This is a genomic window from Erwinia plantamica (assembly GCF_043420595.1).
Classification (GTDB): Bacteria; Pseudomonadota; Gammaproteobacteria; order Enterobacterales; family Enterobacteriaceae; genus Erwinia; species Erwinia aeris.
Genome location: NZ_JBGCUC010000008.1, coordinates 185,694 through 205,688, shown reverse-complemented (window position 1 = coordinate 205,688; position 19,995 = coordinate 185,694). Strand labels below are relative to the sequence as shown.

Here is a 19,995-nt window from a genome sequence, read left to right as displayed (position 1 = left end):
ACTCCTCAATAAAAAAGGCGTATCCCGGCCCGGTGGCGTGGAATACGCCCCGGGGACAGTTGATTAGTTTGTGACAAAAAGCAGCGCGCCTGTTGGAGAAACACTTCTCGCGCGACGATGCAGCAGGTTTACAGCCGTAATAAAATCAAAATGGTCACCGCGCTTTGCGCGCTTACATCTGATGTGCTTACATTTCCAGAAAAGGCGGTATGCGGCTTCCCGCCACTGAATGTACTCACCAGGACCAACGCAGGCATTGAAATGAGCAATAGCCATCGTGTTCATTCTGTTGGTCAGGCTGCGGTATTTAGCGACCGGCACATAGTCCGGATCGTCGGTAAATACCTTTGGGCTGATATCATCCTGCACAATAACCAGCTGCAAAGACTTGATTATGATGTCCCAACGCTGGCCCTCTGTCAGGCAGAGTCTTTCGCTAAAAATTTCCTCACTAATAAGCAGTCTTGTCATCGTCTGCCATTCCAGGTCACATGCGGGATTGCATCCTTCAGCAAATGCCTGGTAGATTTGGTGTCTTAGTCGACTACCTTCAGCGATCCCCCCATCCTCAACCATCAAATAAATACCGTTATCTTTAATCAGCATTACGGGTTTATTTCTGGAAATGGATTCGGTTACTACTGATTTAAGGTCAGCTCCATAAAAACGTAACATAATTGCTTCTCCTCGGTATTTACGGAGAAAGCATCCCGGGAGGGAAACTCCCTCCGGGATAAGTGAAAACAAATATCAGCGATGAAAGCATCGCCTTAGTCAGACAAAATCAGAGTTTCCAGGATACAAATATAAATGCGCTTTCCTGGTAAAAATCGAGTGTACAAATGCAGTACTGCGCCCATATAGCAAGCAGCTGCAGTGCGTAGAACATCTCTCCGTACTGCAGGTCATTACCCGGCAATGCAAAGCGGCCGTTATGGATATCTTCGCGCAGTAACGCAAGATGATTACGCGACAGAAAAACAGGCTCGTTGTTCGGCATACCTTCTTCGTATTCCGCAACGTTAACGCAGACCCATTTGATTAACGCCAGAAAATTATTCAACGTCACAATTCCCTGATACGCCGGAGAAAATGGTGTTCCGCGGCTGGTTCCAAGAGCAATACTGACATCCGGAAAGCTGAAGAGCGTCGCCTTTTCTTGTATAGGCGAGAACGATGATTGTGATGTCATGAATAAATCCTCATTTCAATTAACAAAAAACGGGATTTATTCCCCTAACGGGTATAGATCCCGTTTGGGTAGCTACAAAGGTCAGGTAGATATCAACTCATATACCCGCCTGATTCACGAATAAGACGCTGTATCTGGATCGCGCCACAGGTGGCCAGATTCCGGGTTATAGCGTCGGGTTGCCAGATTTTTCACTTCCGGCAAACAGGCATATCGCTTGTCTGTCAGGTACATATCCAGCCTGGTTACCTGAGCACGCAGCTCCCTTGCCGTACTGTAATTATCCCAGCCGGACTCAAATGCTGCTTCTTCGCGCAGACTGCATTGTTTCGCCTGTAACGTCGCGATGTCCTGCGGCGGCGTCAGCGGCATAAACCAGATAAGGCCTTGCGAAAAGTCGCCACACAGAACCCGGCGACTTTGGCGATCGTAAATTTCCGCAAAACGCGGGGAAAAAGACAAGGGGCCACAGTCGTGTCCCAGCTCAGAGTCATAGTAATCTTCGTCTTCATCACGGATGGGCCAGCTGTCAGTCTCATAGAGACGAGCCAGTTTTTCCACTGCTCCGCTGATAGTCGACGATTCACAAACGGTCAGGATTTCTTCACGATAATATGAGCCATATATCGGATCATCTTCCGGATACTCTGTCATACCGATAACCCGGATCTCAAACTGTCGATGGAACACGTCTTCCCGTAAAGCGACTCCGGTTTGATACGGTGTATGAATAAAGTTCATGATGCTTTTCCTTCTGATTAACAAGAGGAAAAGCCTCCCGTCGGGAAGAACTTTCCCTCGGGATAAGACAATTACGCGTACTATCGGTGCAGAAGCATGCGATGTACTGAATGGTCGTTATGGCTGGAAGCGATAACGAAAGCGAGCCAGGTGCTCAGCCTGTCGGCACGCAAGCCGGTAAGCTTTACGCCACCCGGCATTTTCAGGAACCGGTACAGTTAAACGGGAATAAATATATTCACCACTGTGCCAGCCTCTGCGTAGCGTGAGCCATACCCGCAGGCCTTTCTCTGTCGACGCGACATGAGCGCGAACGGAAAAGTTACCGGGTACGTTGGTAAACCACTTGCTGTCATGGGGTAACCGTCTGCCCCGGATTATTCGCTGAATGACCGTTTTTAGGCGATAAGGCCAGTGAACAATGAGGGGAAGTGCTAAACCGGATGATTCGGACATCGTGTTTCTCCTGTAAAAAAAAACGGGAAACACCTGCCCGATCGGGAAGATATTTCCCGTCGGGGAGTCAGAAACGGCATTATTCTGACTGTCTGGTAAGTTTAAGAAACCTTCATCGTCGCGTCATAGTGCGCTTGTATTGACGATATCTGCTTCCAAAGGTGCGCAGATGTACCACATTCAATATGCTCTCCCTTGCAGGCTGAGGGAGATTTCTTTGCAGTCACCCGAAGGCGTTTCTCACAGACTGCTGAAACATTGGTGGTCGCTTAAGCGACAGGTTAGCGTTTAAATAATAAGCACACCCGCAAGGTGATTTCAAGTCACCGTCGCCTATTGTGGGCGACGGTGACAAACGTCTTCAGTCATCATACGGAGACGGTACGTCGGGTTGATTATCATTACGCACATAAACACGTCCTGTACACGAAGCACCACCCATCGTCTGCCAGCCCCACTCAGGCTTTACTGCGCCCCCTTCAACAAGGTGGTGGAGCCGATGAATATTACTTTCAGCATCGCTGATCCATTTGTCAGGGTTTTCCAGCCAGAATTTTCCTTCGCGATATCGACTGATCGCATCCCGACATTCAGCTATCATATTTTGCAGCAATTTTTTGTACGCATCTGGTCTGGCAACCTGAATAATCTCATGCATATATTCACCCAAACGGCCGCCACAGTATTCATTCCAGTTATCATGAAAATCCAGTGTTTGTGAATATTTTTCCTCTTTATAAACAGACTCAGCATTAAAGATGGTTTTAAGTAATTTCTCTCCATTATCCTCTGCGATGGTATCTTCTGCACCATCAATACGGGGAAGTTCAAAATGTAACAATTGCAGATATGCGCACAGGACATTCAGTTCGTGAAAGGTCAATGTTGTACGCACACCATAAAACTTATGCGAGCGGGAATACTCATGCTCTAACTTATAAACATTCATTCATCCAAACCCTCTTTAAAATACACTTGCTTTATATAACGTCCTCGTCCATCTCCATGCCCTAAATCCATCGATACTAAAGCCTCCGCTTCATTCCGACTCATGCCATTATTGACATGAAAATTCACAGCATCTTTTGCATAGGCATAGCGCAAAGAATGCGGCGCATTCTCCCCTGTCATTCCGGCATCGCGAAGAATATTACGATAGCGTTCTATTGCAGTATGCAAGGTTGGCTTGTTGATAAGTTTCCCGTTATTATCGTCACAATACGTAATAGCTTTATTTAAAAGCGTCAGAACTTTTTCCCTGTCAAAAACTGTTGTCTCTCTCGGACGCCCCCCTTTTGTTCCGAATACAACCCGGACACGTTCATTTCCACTTAAAAGCGACTGCTGCCACGTTTTTAATGATTTAGCTGACTGAACAGTTTCTTCAGTTCTAAGTCCAATATAACGAGCCAGTTGAACCGCGAGGGCCACACCTTCGTCTTTTTTCATTGCATAATTAATAACCTCACGAAGCGTGTCGTCAGATATTGCCTTTTTAGTACCATCCCGGCTTGCACCAGAAATTCCCAACGCTTTGTTGCTCAATAATTCATGCTGAGGATTTGCCAGTTTATTTCTTCCGGCAACAGACATGATCGAACGTACAGCTGCCATTTCGTTTTGCAATGTTCGATTTGATATCTTTTCCGCCTGTCGACTCTGAATGTATCTCTGAATATGGACAGTCTTTATATGCTTTGCATCCCTGATCTGAATATTTAACTTCGCCAGCCGTTCAGAGAATCGTTCGGCAATTCTTGAACGGTCTGCGACAGTTTTAAAACTACCCTGCCCCTGACGTGCAAGCGTGACGAGCTGTTTATCAAGTTGCTTACTGAATCTGGACATTCTTATATCTCCCTGTGGCATACACAACCTTCTGCTTTCTACAAAACAGACGGATCTGTACCCCATGATTTCATCCCCGACGACACGGTTACTTTTGCGCTTCCTGCGTCTCAGCTGATATCTGTGCATCGGGGCGGCGAAATGTTGAGTTCTTGCGAGGCACCGCAGGTCTCTGACCTGTTTGCTGCTAATGCAGAGCTGACGTTCGTCAAGCTGCCTCCAACACTACCTGCGTAGTGTCGCCATCGATATCGAGCCGATTTTCTCCTTATTAAGTTTGAGACGTTCAGACGGGTATTCCGTCGTGCAAACGTTGATGTGAAGACGTTTTCTCTCCGAATAACACGGACTACGTGTGTGTCAGATGGTACGAAAACGATGAAAACCACGCTGTGCGTGTGTTTGAATGGTATGCGCTGCGCGCGTCACTTGGTGTTCGCTTCGCTTGCACACAAGTGACGCCGCGCAGTTTCGTACACGTAATGCAACGCCGTAAGCGGCCAAATGTTCCAAATGGCCTTATCCGGTCGATGCAAAAGTCGTACGAAACTCAGGACGTATTACTGAAGAAGCGAAATGTTGATGCGACTTCCATAGACAACGTTCGTCTGACCGGAAGTAGCCAGCCCGTTGTACAACACCCGAACCGGTGTGCAACTGAGCAAAGAGAAAGAAACCCTCATCGCCGCGTCATAGTGCGCTTGTATTGACGATATCTGCTTCCAAAGGTGTGCAGATGTACCACATTCAATATGCTCTCCCTTTCAGGCTGCGGGAGAATTCTTTTGCAGTCACCCGAAGGCGTTCCTCACAGACTGCACGGAACATTGGTGGTCGTCATTGACGGACGACAGTCGTACAGGAGTAAAATATCAAACAGCAGAGAAGACGTCAAATAATGAGCGTTACCATAGAGGACAAGTAAAAGGACTATCGGAGCCGGACTTAATCCACTCAGATAAAAGGCGATTAACTACATGCGGACAACGTATTTTTCCGTTCTGTCCAGATATCAGGTTCAACATCAATCTGGCTTATATCAACAAACATAAACGGTATTTTACTCTTTTTCATCAGAGCCAATAGCTTCCGATCACGCTCCACTCTTTTAGGTGCCTTATGTGATGAGTCATTAAGTTCAATTACGCAAACAATTTTATTTGTTTTTATTGAAACAATAACAAAATCCATCGCCATTTTACTGAACATAGAGAAAAAGCGTGACTGTTCCTCTTTAGAAAAACCACCCTGTTCCGGGAGATCAATTAACTGACCTAGTGATACCTGGCAGCTCACATAACAATGTCTACCAAACCAATCCTCAAGGTTTTTCCTGTAAATTATTTCAGCGTTACTCAATAAGCAGCCACTTTCTCTTTTGCGCAGAATAACTCCTTTCTGCATCATATTCCAGAACAGGTCATCAAGTTCTTCCCAGCGAGAGTCCCTGTATTTTTTCGGCGGTACATATGGTTCAGGCTGATGAGCAGCTTTTGGGGCAAAATGAACGTTCCGATAACCAGAAGTCGTTTTTTTCTTCTCCGGTTCCTTACCAAATAAGAAATCAGTCAGGAATTTCAGAATATATTTTACAATTGCATCCATGGCACACCTAATAATCTATATGAAAAAAGGAAGGCGGTTTATAAGATGGGCACTTAAACATCACTACGCTAATAAATGCCCGTCAACAAACAATTACGAATATATCAATGAACCGTTCCTTCAGCCACCCCTTTAATATTATCCATCAACTGCTGAAGGCTGTCACTTACCAGTCTTTTTTGTGACGATGAACTATAGGTAATATAAAGTCGACTTCCTGCACCATTCTTTTCAACCTCTATGGTAAGATGATCGTCCTGATCTCCCCAGTCAGATCCCATTTTATAATAACTTCCGGGCATCGCTTCCCATTCTTGGCCATTACCGGTTATTGCACTTGCGACCCAAGCACCATTAGTATTTTTCTTCTTGATAGAATCCACTTCTTCATTGGAAATAAACTGATAATGGCGTTTAAGCCTTGCAGCTGCCGTATCCACGTCAACAGGCAAATCATATTTATTAGATGACGACTCTTTTTTTGAAGGTTGCGATGGAGACAAATGAGGCATTCCACTATCCGATGAACCACTACTCCCTCGGAGCGTATTCATGATATTAGAAGCACCATCGCTTACCTTTTTATTAGTCGCTGAAATTTCCTCCATAGAACAAGCTGTCGTAAGCATAGAAACAATACAGACGGCTAACATTTTCTTCCCGAACATCCCTTCCTCCTTAATAACTCTTACAATCCAAATAAGCTGAGAAAAAAGCTTCTCCTACAATAGCGCCGTTTGAATTGCACATTCCTTCGCCAAGTCTTATGATACAAGGAAATTTTGAACAAAAAAACATCATTTTTCAGGCAGGAGAGTCAAGATATGAATGCATTTATGAAAAAACTGTTAAATGCTGTGCTACCAGATCCCGCTCCCAGTGACACCCCTTCTGATGAGTCACTGTGGCAAGCGGAAACCAAGCCTTTTTGTACTAAATTTGAAACAAGGATCGATGGAGATTATATCTACGACGGTACGAATGAACATAGGCTAAGTGATAACGATTAGTAGCAGTATCCCAATAATGATACCGCTACTACATGATTATTTTTTCATCCCACTATCAATACCTTTTGATAAAGATCCGATTCCAGAATTAACTACATTTCCTGCGTGAGAGGCAGCTAATTTAGACTCAGATGTTCCACTCATCAATCCGCGGCTAATTTCACTTCCAATATTCACCCCTGCCCAAGACAGAGCACCAACCCACACAGCCGGCAACATGAGAAACATCGTCCCTATAACCAGATTCATAATCAGATCATCCGATGTATTCTGAAATCCCATCATATTAAAGCGTGAGTGGGTATCAGAACTGTATAGCGCCGTCAGCAACCAGCTGTCGAGCCAGCGGGCCAGCTCCCACCAGAACGTCAGGAAGTTAACGGCAAAAATGACAAACGTTAGGGTGATCACCGTCTTGAATTCATAGGCCGCAAAGGCAAGGATCAACGGCACTATAATATAAATGGTCATCAGCATAACGGCCTGCACCATCGGTAATGCCTGACGCATCGCGTCCAGAGCCGGGAACGCACCCAGTGAGGCCACCGAAGAACCTGCAGTTCCGGCAGCACGAGAAATTGCATTCATTGCCGTCATATCCGCATTACCACCATAGCCGCTATACACTTCACCACCATGCGATACCGTCAGGTTCGCCGGGCTGACGAGCCGACGTATAACCTCTTCCTGATAATCCGTCTGGCTGCTGCCAATCATCTTCATCGCCGCAGATAAGCGCAGCCAGTAGCTGTCATCAACCTGCTTCATCACCCTGGCCTTCAGGCCAGTCTCTGCTGCCGACCACCACTCAGAACAGTAGGGATATCCCCCATTGCCAGTATTCGGTCGGCCACTGTCACGGTCGTCACTCCAGGAAAACATTCCTCGCGGCAATTTCGACTGCAGGGTTGTGTAGTCCCCTTTCAGAAAGGTACTGCTGCCTATCCAGCTGAGATCTGACAGAACGGCTTTATCCGTCGTCTGCCCCTGGTCACGCCGTTTCCACTGGTAAAGCGCAAGTGAGTAGCAGTCGTTGGTAAAATCCTGCAACTCATCAGCCAGCGCGCGGTTCTCAATGAACATCCGCTGCACCTCAAACCGCAGTTGCCGCAGATCCGGCCGGCAGGGAATGCTGGCCACAGCTGCCTGAGTCACGCCTTTGGATAACTTATGGACCAGCACCCACCAGACCGGCGCAGCTGCGCTTTCGCCGTCCATACTGGAGATAATGTTGTTGTAACCACTTTCATCAGGCGCTTTTGGTGTCCAGGTTCCGCACGTTTTCGCCCGGGTTTTATCAAATTCCAGCGTGGTCAGACTCACCTGAATCAGCGGCACGCAACAGGCAATCATCACGAAGAACGCACCATAAAGCGCATTCTCGATGCGGGGTAACGACAGCATGCCCTTGTTGCCTTCATCTTCTCCTTCTTCGCGAACCTTCAGCCAGATACCCACTACCTTAAAGACCAAAGGCAGCGCAAACAGTCCGGTACTGACAAGGACGTCCCAGAGGCCATTATTGACCAGCCAGCCCAGCAGGGTCAGGAAATACTCCAGATAGCTGTTCGTTGTCATAGTGAATCAGCCTCCCATGCCGGAAAAAACGGAGTACTCGCAGACCAAGAAGAATAATGTGCTGGCGCTGGCGATGCGCAGCAGTGGCCGACGATATTCCGGCCGAAAGCCCGGCGCATGCCAGATTTTCCACAGCCCCCACCCGACTGCACAGTAAAGAACCAGCCGCCATGCCAGCCAGCCGTAGCGCGTTGCGTGCATCCATCGTTTCAGAGACGCCACGCTCTCCGGATGACGCATCCCGATATCGGCCAGCCAGAGTCCCACGGTCATCATCAGCGCCAGGAGCAGCAGATATAGCAGCCCAACCTTTAACCCTTTTCCCGTTTTACGCAGCAGGTCGCGGTGATTGTTTTTCATATTCACAACGTCCTTATTCTGCATCCGGGGTATCGAGCTTCTGGAACCGGCTGTCGGCATTGTCCGTCTGCTGAATCATCGGGTTTGTACCTACACGTTCGTTGTCCCGTTCAATGATGGTCAACACCGAGTTCCTCGCCAGCTCACGCTTCAGGTCCATTTCATTCTTCAATGCCATGATTTCGCGATCGAGCGCGTCAATACGGCGTTCTCCTTCCTGTAATGCAGCATCTTGAGATGCTGCGTTAGGTTCCGACATCCCTGTTATCAACATCCGACGCATCAGTAGTGCAGTTTCAACCGTGTCAGACATAGCAAGCTCGCTGGCAAGACGGGCCGTCAGCGCGGTATTATCTGGGTCACGCTGCAGTGCCTTTATCACATTGGCCGTCAAGGAAAGCCCGCCTGTTTTCAGCTTTGCCAGTTCAGTAGCAGTTGGCTTCACGGTACCGTTGACCAGTTTCACCAGTTGTTCTGTATTAACCTTTGTCGCTTCTTCAAGTAATGGAGCAAATCCTGTACCAGCCACAGATGAACCAGGCTGCTCATCCTCTCCTCCACTGGTACATTCAGAGGCATTGCCACAGGTTCGTAATGATTTATCACCCAGCACCTTCACAACAGCCTTAGCCGCTTCTTCAGCATTACTAAATTTACTGCAGGCACCGCCATTACAACTGTTTTCGCTGACTAATTGTGTGCTGGTTACAGACAGGTCATTCATCATATTGAACCCTGCAGCAGCAAGGTCATGTGTAGGTTTAATAGCGGGTTGTCCGGCACCTCCTCGCTGCTGCCCCCCAATCCAGTTATTACCTTTATTACCTGACGCTTTGCGCCCCGCCTCATTAGTGCGTACGGCGTCTGCATCACCGCTGTTAACAATAGACTTGTATTCTTCCAGCATGGCCTGCTGAGTCCATTTGCTACTGTCGGTGAAATCTGCCAATTTCTTCGCCATGTTCTGACAGTTCAGTTGTGCTTTGTCGAACGAGACGTTCGCCTGCAGCACACCGTTGGTCAGCATGTCATACAGACCTGGATTAGCCCTCTGAATAAGCATCGCTGGCAGGCTGGCCACCGCGCCAGTTGCCCCCTGAATAACGTCACCCATCAGGTTTTTAAAACCATCGGTTACGCCGTTTAACTGGTTGCCAATTGTGGTTTTGAGGTCAAAGTTGCCGCACATCAGGTCACTGCTCCACCCCACATCCAGACCCATTTTCTTCATATTGCTGCGCGTCGCCGGCTGCGATATCACCGATCCACCACCCAGGGTATAAAACAATTTATCGGATACCGCGCCGTCAACGGATTTGCCGTAGCCAAAAGCGCTGTCATTAACCTGTGGTAGCGAAATTTCAGCCCGGGCAGGCAATATGGCGCCCACTGTGCCGGCAAGCAGTAGCACTGCGCCGGTTGCTGATTTAAATGTATCGATGTTCATGTTTTACCTCGTCAAAAATCAGTGCTGCTCAGGAATCTCTGCCCCATACGCTTGCAGCAGCTGTAGGGCTGCCACAGCGCAAAGGCCTCGTTATTATCAGTAGCCGCGCTGTGGCTCCCGTCCGGAAATACCGCGCAGCTTTGAGTCATCTGAGGCGCCAGACGCTGCCACTTATGGTTCTTAGTGCCGGTGTTTTCCGTGACTTCTCCCGGTGGCCAGTACCCGTCGCGGCGGGTCCCCTTTAGCACCTGATAAACGTGCGGCTGACCTGTCCGGGTAATAATGTCCGCCACACGTTGCGCCACCACCGCCGACGCTTTGTCATCATCGGTCTGGCTGACAAATCCAGAGCGCGGGTAGACGTTGCCCCACATGTTGCCGGATGCCTGGCTACCGATTTCCCGTCGACCGGGGACCAGTGCTTCGGGATAAAGCGATTCCGGCACGCCCGTTCGCCAGGCAATCGAGTCCAGCGTGCTGAGGAAATACGGCATCAGTGGCGTGGCGGCGCTATCGCAGGAATATCCGGCGATACTGCCACCGATAAGAGACGTGGCCGGATGTCCAATGGCATCGGCGTATTTGAAGCGAATACTGGATTTACGCTGCCCCGGGTTCTTCATATCTGCCGGGTTGGCACCACCGGCAGACACGCCGGACAGAGCGCCAGTAACGGCATTTTCCAGCCCACCCGCCGTCTGGCTGACAAAAGCCATCTCTGTCCAGGGATTTCCACCGGGCGCAACGTAGGTCGAAACCACCGCTTCCGGGATAAAATGGGTGACCTTTACAGAGGTTTTTACGGTGCAGCCGAATGCAGTACAGAACAGCCAGTAGCAGATACCGCTTACCCGCCAACTAATGCAGTCCTGCGTCACTGCGCTGGCCACTATCTGTGCCGTATTCAACGCAGCAAACGCTGCAGGTATTGACGCTGTGGCCAGAACGGTGGCGACAGCGGCAGAGCAGAACGTTTTTCTGAGTCGGGAAGGAGGCTGATTCACTGACCACCTCCTGCCTGCAGCCGTAGTGCCTGAGCCCGCGCTACATCAGTTGTGCCATAAACCACTTCCCGGTCGTCAAAAACGACAGCGGGCACCTTGCGGATACCGAGGTCCCGGGCATGCACTACCTGGCGATATGCCGTGACCAGTTGCTGCTGCTTTTGTTGCCACTGGGGGGAGGACATCACCTGTTTTGCCTGCATTGTTGCCTGCTCCGGGTCAGCCGGCAACTGACCAAACATTTTCAACTGCAGGCGCTCAGGCTCATCCAGCAAAACAACCGCGACATCAGGGGGAAGATTTTCAGGTAAGTGCTGGCTGTCGGTATATACCACCGTGCCGGCCAGAACGGACACCGGCAGCAATGCCGGCAGAGGGAGAAAATTGCGTAATTTCATTAGGGAGACTCCGTCAGACTGAATCGCCTGACAGCGTGCTCGCCCATAGACAAAAAAACCGTAATAAACTAAAAATGGAATGCTAAAGATTTATTTGCCTGATGCAGGGATGTAGAACGGATGAAACTTTTTCACGGTACACGAGCAAACTTTACTAAATTTAGCGTTGACTACCCTGGGACAGGAGAAGGAGGAAGGATTCATGCAATCTGGTTCACTGATAATTTTAAAGGAGCCAAAAATCATGCGTTACTCTATGCCCGGCAACCCGGTCCAGGACGAGTCTATGAGTGTGAGCTCTCTGATGATGCTTTAATACTGAAAACAGATATCCCACTTTATGAGCAAATCGCGGTATACAAAGCAATTAGTACACATTTACCTGTCTCTATATCCGTGCAAAAATATTATGATCATCTTTTCGGTGATTACCACCGACTGTCAGGTAAATTTAACCATCATTCCAATGACGAAGATCTCCATAACAACATATTGATGAGTGCGGGGATTGATGCGATTCATGATTATGAAGGTTCGTGGACTGACCCCTACTTACACGGCAGCACAACCGTAGTGCTCTCCCTTGAGAAAATAAAAATTTTGGAAATTCATGAGCTGTTTTGTTAAATAATCAGCTGAGGATATACTTCTTTCTCCAAATCAATAATACAGGAGAAATTATGATTGACGATACGAATAGCAGTGATGACCTTAACGGCTGGCTTTGGCATGCGGTTAAAAGCAGAAGTCAGCTTTTAACGCCTATAGGATTAACTGAAGAACCCGCGAAAAAACTTCTGCTCGTTCATTATTCAGTTAAAGAAGACACCCGCCCCGATTTCACGAGTACTCGTTACCATTGGACAACGCATATATCTAACTGGCATTTGAATACGGCAAACAGCACAGGTAATGCATTATGGTATACTGACCTGTTCTTCCTCAAATTGTGGCTTCCTGCCGAATGGGACGATTTGGACATCTTTAACTGTAAACATTTCCCGCCAATCAGGGCAGGGATGACGAAAAATGGCTCGGAAGTTGCGCTGGATTTCACAGAAGGATGGCTTGAAGAACATGGAGTCAGTCTTCCCCTTGGAGATCGCTATCTGGGACACATCAAACTTGGAATAGACGAGAATACCGGATTATTCTACGAACGTGATTAACCAAAATAGCAGTAAAAGAAAGAGTCGGGTATAAAAACCGACTCTTTCCGGACTCATCATAACTCAGTGCACAATTAAGCTGTTGAGCCACAACACCAGGTAAACCATATCAGCCGCGTCCGTCACGGTGATATACCAGCGGGGATGTTCGTACTCCTCCTCTGCCGGCCAGCTTCCCTGCCCGCTAACAGTGATAAGAATATTAACAGCTCTGCGGAGTCTGCCCTCCACCGTCACCGCCACACAGCTGCTCAGACCCACCCGATGAGGGTGACAGGTAACGGTCACCGGGCCATTCAGTCGCTGTCGGATGTGTTCGCTCAGACGTTGCAGATTAGCCTGCGTCACTACAGACATCCCGGGTTCACCCTGCGGTGACAGGGTGAAAATTGTGTTATCCGGGGTGTTGTTACCGCAGACACAGGGCACCGGATACTTCAGCGTCATCATGCTGCTGTGCTCTCCTCGTCGTGTGCGTCAGCCAGTCCGCGCAACCGGTCCAGTTTGCGGGCAATCAGTTTCGCCGCATCAAGTTCGCTACAGTGATGCTCGCGCATCAGCGCCCGGCGTTCCGCCTTTTCCTCTTTCTCCGTCATGCCCAGCGCGAGATACAGACTGGGGGGAACAGCACGGAACAGCGCCTCAATACGTTTGGCCAGCACCACCCCTTCGGTATAGCAGCCTGACAGTTTGCGGGCAGAAAGCAGCACGGCTTCCTGTTCAGGCGTAAGCGCACGGAACCGGCTGATATCTTTCACCTCTTCCGGTGGCATGGTAAGGCAAATCCACCACTCCGCCATGTTCAGCATTTTCTCAGCAATATCCGGGAAGTCCTTCAGGTTCTGCGTGGCCAGCCACAGCCAGGCCCCTAACTTTCGCCACATTTTGACCACTTTGGTCATATACGGTGACAGCAGTGGATTAACCGTCACAATATGTGCCTCATCCACCGCGAAGACAATATCGCGGCCGAGATACTGGTCCCGTTCCGCAATATTGTTAATCATGTTGGTCATCGAGACCATGGTCAGCGCCATCTGCGCCTCATAGCCTTCGCGTGCAAGATGCCCCAAATCCACCAGGGTAACGTCGGCCTCAGGCCATAATTCCCCTTCCCTGTTAAACAGCTCCGCTTCAAAGCTGCCGGCTTGGGTGAACATCCCCAGCGCTTCCGCCATCTCTGCGGCTTTCGCCTTACGCTGGACATTACGGACATTCTGCCCCTCATGGCTGTCATTCCCGGCAATACTGTATAACGCTCTCTGCAGGTCAGAAGGCAGCATCTGTCGCCCTTCTTTCCAGGTCGCATGAGCGGCCATCAGCAGCGCCTCACGGATCATCGCTCTATCGGCACGCTTCATCTCAGCTTCTTCTTTCGGATCGCCGCCCGTAATCATCATGCGGGCGGATATTTCCATCTCGCCCAGGATGTCACGTTTATCCTCATCTTCTTCATCAGGATTAGCATCAATATCCGGGAGTTCATTCTCATTCACTGACTGGACAGATATCCCTTCTTCGACAAGCTTATGCGCATCAGCGAACGGCGGCAGACTGACGCCGCTGCCAGGTTTAACGCTGATTTTATTAACCGTCAGCCCCAGATTTTCAAAGTAATCGGCCTGCAGGCCGAACGAGTTGCCTGCTTCCGCAATAAAAAGACGCGGCCGGTGAACCGCCATTACCTGTGAAAACATGGTACACAATGTGGCTGACTTGCCGGCGCCAGTAGGGCCGAAGAGCAGCATATGTGCATTCTGCGTACGATCCAGCTTATTAAGTGGATCAAATGTCAGAATATCCCCTCCACGATTAAAAAAGCTGAAGCCTGGATTCCCTGTGCCTGTTTCTCGCCCTGTGACTGGCAGTAACCCCGCCAGGTGCTGTACCCATGTTAGACGGGTATACCAGTGTTTTTTATCCGTATCCGGGTTAAAGCACATCGGCAGTGCCCGAATCCATGCATTTAGTGGCCCTACCTCGAACTCAGAGCGAACCGGCTGCATACCAGCGCCCAACAGGACGGTAGTGAGATCAAGACGCCTGCGCTTCAGGCTGTCCAGGTCATCACCACGTAGCAGGAAAGTTATGCCGGCACAATAAAGCTTGTGGCGGTTCCCCAGATACTCTTTCACCGTTTTCACATCCTGACGCACTCGTCCGGATTCAGTATTTTCCCCGACGGCATTTTTCGACAGCCGGTTGAACTGCTCTTCCAGCCGGTCCTGCGGCTGCACAACTATCGTCATGCACAACAGAGTCCCTTCCGGAAACATATCCATCAGCGCGTTGATTTTTTTCTCACCCCGGGCATGTTCGCCGGTGATGGTACCCGGCTCCGGTGGAGTACGCAGTCTCTCAACCGGCAGCGCACAATGTGGTTTATTATCTATCCACCATACGCCGTTTTCCGGATCGGATATGGGTGGCGTAAACCATAGCGTTTCAGCAAAATCGTTGCTGACCGGCACCACGCCCGCCGGGGTATCGCGCGGATCGGCATAAGCCGCCTGACGATACAGCGTGGATTTATCCACCCAGTCCGGAGACGGGTTAAACAGACGCAGCAGCCAGCTGTGAACCTGTAGGCCGTTCTGACGGGTACAACGAATACCGGCACCACCCAATGCACTTACCACACGCTCACACGCCTGATTGAGCATAGCCACCGGCGGCATCGGGTCCCGGGAAGCGGATTTCCCGATCCAGCGATAAACAACCATACGGGTGCGACGCTGCTGGCCACGCCACGGCTGCCCGGTGATCAACGCATCTGTAAACAGCCCTTCCGGCCGCGAGATACTACGGATATGACGTGTTATTTCACCCAGCCAGGCTTCCGTAAATACCGTGCGCTGCGCATGCGGTTTCACGTAATTGCGTAAGTGGTCCAGATACGCTTCGGCATCATCTTCATCCTGGCAGAAGAACTGCACAACCCAGGGATTCTCATCATATTCATCAAAGCTGTCCTGCAGGGCATCTTCCACCGTATCGCGGATCTGCTCCAGACGATCATCTGTGCGCCCTTCCGTAGCCACCGGCGTCACGTCATAAACGGCACCGACGGAGATACCGTCCTCAAGCAGAAGGCACTGCTCTTCATCCAGGAATTCCACCCACGGCAGATAATCAATGATGGACGGGTTGGCATGATAAATTTTTGCCTCATCCTGTCTGGTCATCCGTCCGGGTCGCATCAGTGGCTCCCGACCATGAATAACCAGAGGAGAAACCTCCCCTTCTGGTTGCCCTACAGTGCTGTCTGGCTTTGCTTCATTTTTACGGCTAAAAAGAGAGAACATTACAGCGCCTCCGTTCGTTCACCAGGCATCGCGTACTGTGTCTGGCTGTAGAAAGGAAATACAGTGCTGTAGCCAGGTACCGGCGTGTTACCGCCAGCCAGATGGGGATACAGGTACATCACCATGTCGGGATTGGGTAAACGGGAGAATTGTTGTGAAATTTCAGTCTCCTGCGTGCGGCTGTAGCTGCGATCGTCCTGAGTGCCTTTCCGGTGTTCATCGTCGGTTAACGGGCGGCGGAGCGTGTCCCTTGCAGCAGCGGACTGACGAGAGGTTCCCCCTTCACCGTCGGCCCCGTTCCACAAATCAAGCATGGTATGGTCACCGGTCGGCAGCATCTCTTCTTTTGTTGTCGAACAGCCACTGAGGAACAGTGCACCCAGACAAACGGCTGAAGCCAGCAAGTTACAATTCAGGTTTCTGGTCATTTTGGTACCTTAATCCAGACCGCCGTTGTCGCTGACACTGACACCACCCGGCAGAGTGAAGTCGTAGCGAACCCTGCGGCCTTTATCTTCATAGTCAATGGCAAGCTGGCGGGTAATATGTACGGCCAGCTTCGCACCCGGTGGCACATAAATCGCGTCAAACGTCTGCCCATAACGCTGCTTAACCCAGTCAGTGGTCTCGCTCATGCCACCGGAGAGGGCTTTCCCCAGCGCCGCTTCGCCGGCACTGCCGGTCAGCGTGGATGAAATCCCGTTCACATTGTTCTGTGTGGTGTACTGCCCTTCACTGAATGCTTCCCCGGCGGCTCCGGCGGCAGAGAGAGCAAAGATAGTGGGCAGATACGTTGACGCGTTAGACTTGCGGGTACCGCTGATACAGGGAATGCCGTCATCATCTGAAATCCAGCCAATACCGCCGTCGGTACCTGTTTTATTCTGCGTATTGCCGTTACCGGTATTTTTCCCACTGGCGTCCGGCTGGGGCACGGTACGGACCGTACCGTCAGCAAAAACAAAGGTGATGCTGTTCACCTGCCCACGAACGCAGGAAAGCGTCCAGTCGCCGCTGGCGCTGCCGGAGACAATCGCCCCCTCCACATCCGGCAGTTCAATACCATTGGCCGTGAGGTTATCCTTACCAATCAGCACTTTGAAGGGGTACGGGTCGGTTACTGTGCCATTTACAGGAATTCGCCCCAACAGCGCCGTCATCGCCCTGCTCCCCACCAGAGTGGAGTTTTCTGGCAGAGTGTAGACGGGTTCAGCGCTGTCCTGCGCCCCCTTCTCGTTCGTGTGCCCCTTAACCTGCTGCTCATAGGCCGCTTTCTGTCGGGTCAGAGGGTTATTGTCCAGAAATGAAGTGGGAAACTGCGGTGAAGCCTTACCACTGGCAGCATCGCGCGGATCGATAGCTTTTTGATCGCCAGGCGTCACCCACATCAGTCCATCATCGCCTTGAGTGGCGGTTCCGTGGGTGCTCCCCCCCAGACCATCCAGACCGAGTCCCAGAGGAATATCGCTGTCAGAAGCCGGTTTTGCACCTGCTGAACCACTGTCGGTGGTTTTCAGCTGTTCAGACAGTGCCTGTACTTTTGCCAGCAGGCTGGTCTGTTCGTTCTGCAGTTGCTGTTGACGTTTGTCATACTCCTTACGCAACCCCTGTACTGCCTCGTCAACCTGACCGGATACATTCGTGCCGCGCTTACGCAGTTGCTCATTCTCTTTCAGCAGATCGGCATTCTGTTTATCCAGTGTTTTCTGGCGATCGCGAACGTCGTTCAGCCGACCTATCAGTGTGCGCAGAGTATCTTCCGGCGTATCACCTTCCACTCCGAGCGCCTTAAGCTCATCCTGAGAGAGATTTTTCAGTACCGTCGTCACATTACCTGATGCATTCTCCTGTGGGCGTTCTCCCTTACAGTTTTTCAGGCCCACAACCAGACCCGCCACCACCACGGCAGGAACAATGAATTTCACCATGGCATTGGACTTAATCTGCATGGCTGACCTCCTTCTTCGCGGTACGAACAGCCTTACGTGCAACGGAAGGTTCAGCGATAAAGGCGCTTTCCGGCCGCGCGCCCGTCACGATATAAGCCGTGGTGGTATCTTCCGGCGTGCCCACCGGCCCCAGCCAACGGTGCTGGAACGTCGCCGCCACAAACTGTCCCTGCAGGGCACGGGGATCCAGTACTACCCTGCGGCTGGCGGTGTTTTGCAGACGCACGGCCACCACGGCGCGATTTGCGACGCCCCAGGCGGCCAGCGGCGTGACCGTTATGGCTTCAGACGGATACAGCGTTGTTAGGCGTTTGGGCAGATGCGGATTCACCGGACGGATACCTGGCACGGCTTCTACCGTGCGCAGCGGCGCATACAGGCTTTGTGCAGCATAGCGAGTCAGCAATACCGGAATGGGCGCGCTGTACTGCACCTTTTTACGCTTCGCCTGCGTACCGTCATCACTTCCCGGCTGGATGCTGCTGCCGTTGTTTTCCGCCTGTCGACGGCTATCGGTCGTCTGGCTTACCGTGTTCACCTCACCGCTGTAGACCAGACGAACGGGCTCGGAAGGGCCTTTTTCACCGGCGGTGACATCGAGAAGAATAACCTCGCCACTTTCCACATCCTGCAGTTGCACCCGCGTCTGAGGAAAAGCGCTGTCGGCCTTCAGGTAGACAGCTCCGCCAGTGCTCTGCACACGTAGCTTACCGTTGAGTGCCGGAGGAAAACCCACCCGGACATTTTTATCCACAAATACCACCCGTTCCAGCCCCACCTGCAGCGGGATTTGCAACGGAATACGCTCCCATTTCATCAACTCGTCAGCCTGCGCGAATGATGAAAACATTGTCGTCAGAGGCAAGATGATGAAAAACAGCGCCATTAAACCAGTACTTATCCTCATGACCATCAAAACACTCCTTTCTTATCTGGTATGGATAATGGCACTGCTGCGAGACGCTGCGGTACGCTGTCATAGCAATCAAGAGCCAGGCCAAACGGGTTGCGCTCAGCATCCCCCTCCCAGCGTGTAACTTTAAGCGGGTAGCGCACCAGGGCACGTTTTACCGGCTCGGTATGAAAATATTCGTCCGCGACAAGGTCCAGTCTTACCACCCAGTTATCACGATCTTTCACATCGACCGGTTTTTTGTTGTAGCGCCCGCCATAGCCATGTTCAGGGATTTCGTATACCACACGCACACGATCGATCAGTTCGCCCGCCGCACTGCGTTTTTTTGCATCGGCTTTAAAAAATGCCTGGCATGAGGGCGTCAGATACGGTGACAGCGCATTAATTTTGGTTTCATAATCCACCTCACCGTTTTTAGGCCAGGCGTTAATCTGCTGAAAAATATAAAACGCAAAGGTGTATACAGACGATTCAGGAACTTTCCACCAGGGGCGGGTACTGCCGGTACGTAAATCCGGTGGGTTATGAATGGTCAGATGTCGTGGTGCCAGCATCCAGCCAGCACAGGTCATTAACAGGAAAAAGACCAGCACACTGCAGGCAATACGCAGTGTCAAAATATGCTGATCCCGGTCTTTGACCGCATGACGAAAACGGCTCATTTTTCTCTCCCGGTTCGTTTCAGGGACCATCCCCGGGCATCAACGATCAGTGTCGGGTTGCCCAGGCTGTGACGACGTTTGAACGCCTCCAGCCGCTGCCAGATATAGTTTTCCGGCTTGCCGCGTTTGATGCGGCTCAGCCATCGACCGCCGAAACCGATAACCAGTAGCGGCGTCAGTAACATGCCGGTCGGGATAATGACCCAGCCGGCAAGAGGGATAAGTGGCAGAGACAGGAGCAGACCCACGCCCAGACCGGCCAGGGCAGCCAGTCCCATTTCCGGTGTGGTGAACCCGCGAAACACCACGGGCTCACTGTTCAGACGGTCAGGTAAAAAGCGGATGGTCTGCATGG

Annotated in this window: 22 protein-coding genes; 3 read left to right on the top strand and 19 right to left on the bottom strand. The window is 50.8% G+C overall.

The window, feature by feature from the left end:
- Positions 1-63 precede the first annotated feature (63 nt).
- The 7 genes from AB3U87_RS11020 to AB3U87_RS10990 all read right to left on the bottom strand — a co-directional run bounded on the left by AB3U87_RS11020 (position 64) and on the right by AB3U87_RS10990 (position 6,510).
- Positions 64-675, bottom strand: a complete 612-nt coding sequence (locus tag AB3U87_RS11020; RefSeq protein WP_394148992.1) for a hypothetical protein — start codon at positions 673-675, stop codon at positions 64-66.
- 109 nt (positions 676-784) lie between these two features.
- Positions 785-1,192, bottom strand: a complete 408-nt coding sequence (locus AB3U87_RS11015) for a hypothetical protein (protein WP_394148991.1) — start codon at positions 1,190-1,192, stop codon at positions 785-787.
- A gap of 114 nt (positions 1,193-1,306) precedes the next feature.
- Positions 1,307-1,933, bottom strand: a complete 627-nt coding sequence (locus AB3U87_RS11010; RefSeq protein WP_394148990.1) for a hypothetical protein — start codon at positions 1,931-1,933, stop codon at positions 1,307-1,309.
- An 817-nt stretch (positions 1,934-2,750) separates the two neighbouring features.
- Entirely contained in the window at positions 2,751-3,338 is a 588-nt protein-coding gene (locus tag AB3U87_RS11005) for a hypothetical protein (RefSeq protein WP_394148989.1), read from the bottom strand.
- Positions 3,335-4,237, bottom strand: coding sequence for an integrase domain-containing protein (locus AB3U87_RS11000; protein ID WP_394149006.1), 903 nt, complete (start codon positions 4,235-4,237; stop codon positions 3,335-3,337). Before AB3U87_RS11000 ends, AB3U87_RS11005 begins: the two co-directional genes overlap by 4 nt.
- A 969-nt stretch (positions 4,238-5,206) precedes the next feature.
- Positions 5,207-5,842 carry a DUF2726 domain-containing protein gene (locus tag AB3U87_RS10995; RefSeq protein ID WP_394148988.1) on the bottom strand — a complete coding sequence of 212 codons (636 nt, stop codon included), beginning with the start codon at positions 5,840-5,842 and terminating at the stop codon, positions 5,207-5,209.
- Between the two features lie 104 nt (positions 5,843-5,946).
- Positions 5,947-6,510, bottom strand: a complete 564-nt coding sequence (locus AB3U87_RS10990) for a hypothetical protein (RefSeq protein WP_394148987.1) — start codon at positions 6,508-6,510, stop codon at positions 5,947-5,949.
- A gap of 114 nt (positions 6,511-6,624) precedes the next feature.
- Between AB3U87_RS10990 and AB3U87_RS10985 the strand changes: the two genes are divergently transcribed.
- The gene (locus AB3U87_RS10985) at positions 6,625-6,852 is read left to right on the top strand and encodes a hypothetical protein (RefSeq protein ID WP_394148986.1); all 228 of its coding nucleotides are present in this window, start codon (positions 6,625-6,627) and stop codon (positions 6,850-6,852) included.
- 36 nt (positions 6,853-6,888) lie between these two features.
- On the opposite strand, the gene AB3U87_RS10980 is transcribed toward AB3U87_RS10985, so the two are convergent.
- From AB3U87_RS10980 to AB3U87_RS10960, 5 genes are read right to left on the bottom strand one after another with little or no spacing between them, the layout of a single operon-like run.
- Positions 6,889-8,430 (bottom strand): conjugal transfer protein TraG N-terminal domain-containing protein, encoded by a 1,542-nt coding sequence (locus tag AB3U87_RS10980; RefSeq protein WP_394148985.1) that lies wholly within the window; start codon positions 8,428-8,430, stop codon positions 6,889-6,891.
- 6 nt (positions 8,431-8,436) lie between these two features.
- The gene (locus tag AB3U87_RS10975; protein ID WP_394148984.1) at positions 8,437-8,790 is read right to left on the bottom strand and encodes a hypothetical protein; all 354 of its coding nucleotides are present in this window, start codon (positions 8,788-8,790) and stop codon (positions 8,437-8,439) included.
- A gap of 13 nt (positions 8,791-8,803) precedes the next feature.
- Positions 8,804-10,237: an integrating conjugative element protein gene (locus tag AB3U87_RS10970; RefSeq protein ID WP_394148983.1), complete on the bottom strand. Its 1,434-nt coding sequence runs from the start codon at positions 10,235-10,237 to the stop codon at positions 8,804-8,806.
- 11 nt (positions 10,238-10,248) lie between these two features.
- Positions 10,249-11,241, bottom strand: coding sequence for a TIGR03756 family integrating conjugative element protein (locus AB3U87_RS10965; RefSeq protein WP_394148982.1), 993 nt, complete (start codon positions 11,239-11,241; stop codon positions 10,249-10,251).
- Positions 11,238-11,639 (bottom strand): TIGR03757 family integrating conjugative element protein, encoded by a 402-nt coding sequence (locus AB3U87_RS10960; protein ID WP_394148981.1) that lies wholly within the window; start codon positions 11,637-11,639, stop codon positions 11,238-11,240. Before AB3U87_RS10960 ends, AB3U87_RS10965 begins: the two co-directional genes overlap by 4 nt.
- A 120-nt stretch (positions 11,640-11,759) precedes the next feature.
- On the opposite strand from AB3U87_RS10960, the gene AB3U87_RS10955 reads away from it, so the two are divergent.
- Positions 11,760-12,266 (top strand): hypothetical protein, encoded by a 507-nt coding sequence (locus AB3U87_RS10955; RefSeq protein WP_394148980.1) that lies wholly within the window; start codon positions 11,760-11,762, stop codon positions 12,264-12,266.
- 53 nt (positions 12,267-12,319) lie between these two features.
- The gene (locus tag AB3U87_RS10950) at positions 12,320-12,808 is read left to right on the top strand and encodes a hypothetical protein (protein ID WP_394148979.1); all 489 of its coding nucleotides are present in this window, start codon (positions 12,320-12,322) and stop codon (positions 12,806-12,808) included.
- A 63-nt stretch (positions 12,809-12,871) separates the two neighbouring features.
- Here the strand turns inward: AB3U87_RS10950 and AB3U87_RS10945 are convergent, their stop codons facing one another.
- From AB3U87_RS10945 to AB3U87_RS10915, 7 genes are read right to left on the bottom strand one after another with little or no spacing between them, the layout of a single operon-like run.
- Positions 12,872-13,258, bottom strand: coding sequence for an acetyltransferase (locus AB3U87_RS10945; RefSeq protein ID WP_394148978.1), 387 nt, complete (start codon positions 13,256-13,258; stop codon positions 12,872-12,874).
- Entirely contained in the window at positions 13,255-16,113 is a 2,859-nt protein-coding gene (locus tag AB3U87_RS10940) for a conjugative transfer ATPase (protein WP_394148977.1), read from the bottom strand. Before AB3U87_RS10940 ends, AB3U87_RS10945 begins: the two co-directional genes overlap by 4 nt.
- Positions 16,113-16,541, bottom strand: a complete 429-nt coding sequence (locus tag AB3U87_RS10935) for a TIGR03751 family conjugal transfer lipoprotein (RefSeq protein ID WP_394148976.1) — start codon at positions 16,539-16,541, stop codon at positions 16,113-16,115. Before AB3U87_RS10935 ends, AB3U87_RS10940 begins: the two co-directional genes overlap by 1 nt.
- Before the next feature lie 9 nt (positions 16,542-16,550).
- Positions 16,551-18,062: a TIGR03752 family integrating conjugative element protein gene (locus AB3U87_RS10930; protein WP_394148975.1), complete on the bottom strand. Its 1,512-nt coding sequence runs from the start codon at positions 18,060-18,062 to the stop codon at positions 16,551-16,553.
- Positions 18,052-18,975 carry a TIGR03749 family integrating conjugative element protein gene (locus tag AB3U87_RS10925; protein WP_394148974.1) on the bottom strand — a complete coding sequence of 308 codons (924 nt, stop codon included), beginning with the start codon at positions 18,973-18,975 and terminating at the stop codon, positions 18,052-18,054. The genes AB3U87_RS10930 and AB3U87_RS10925 overlap by 11 nt, the downstream gene beginning before the upstream one ends.
- Positions 18,975-19,640, bottom strand: coding sequence for a PFL_4703 family integrating conjugative element protein (locus AB3U87_RS10920; protein WP_394148973.1), 666 nt, complete (start codon positions 19,638-19,640; stop codon positions 18,975-18,977). Before AB3U87_RS10920 ends, AB3U87_RS10925 begins: the two co-directional genes overlap by 1 nt.
- Positions 19,637-19,993: a TIGR03750 family conjugal transfer protein gene (locus AB3U87_RS10915; RefSeq protein ID WP_394148972.1), complete on the bottom strand. Its 357-nt coding sequence runs from the start codon at positions 19,991-19,993 to the stop codon at positions 19,637-19,639. Before AB3U87_RS10915 ends, AB3U87_RS10920 begins: the two co-directional genes overlap by 4 nt.
- Between the last annotated feature and the right edge of the window lie 2 nt (positions 19,994-19,995).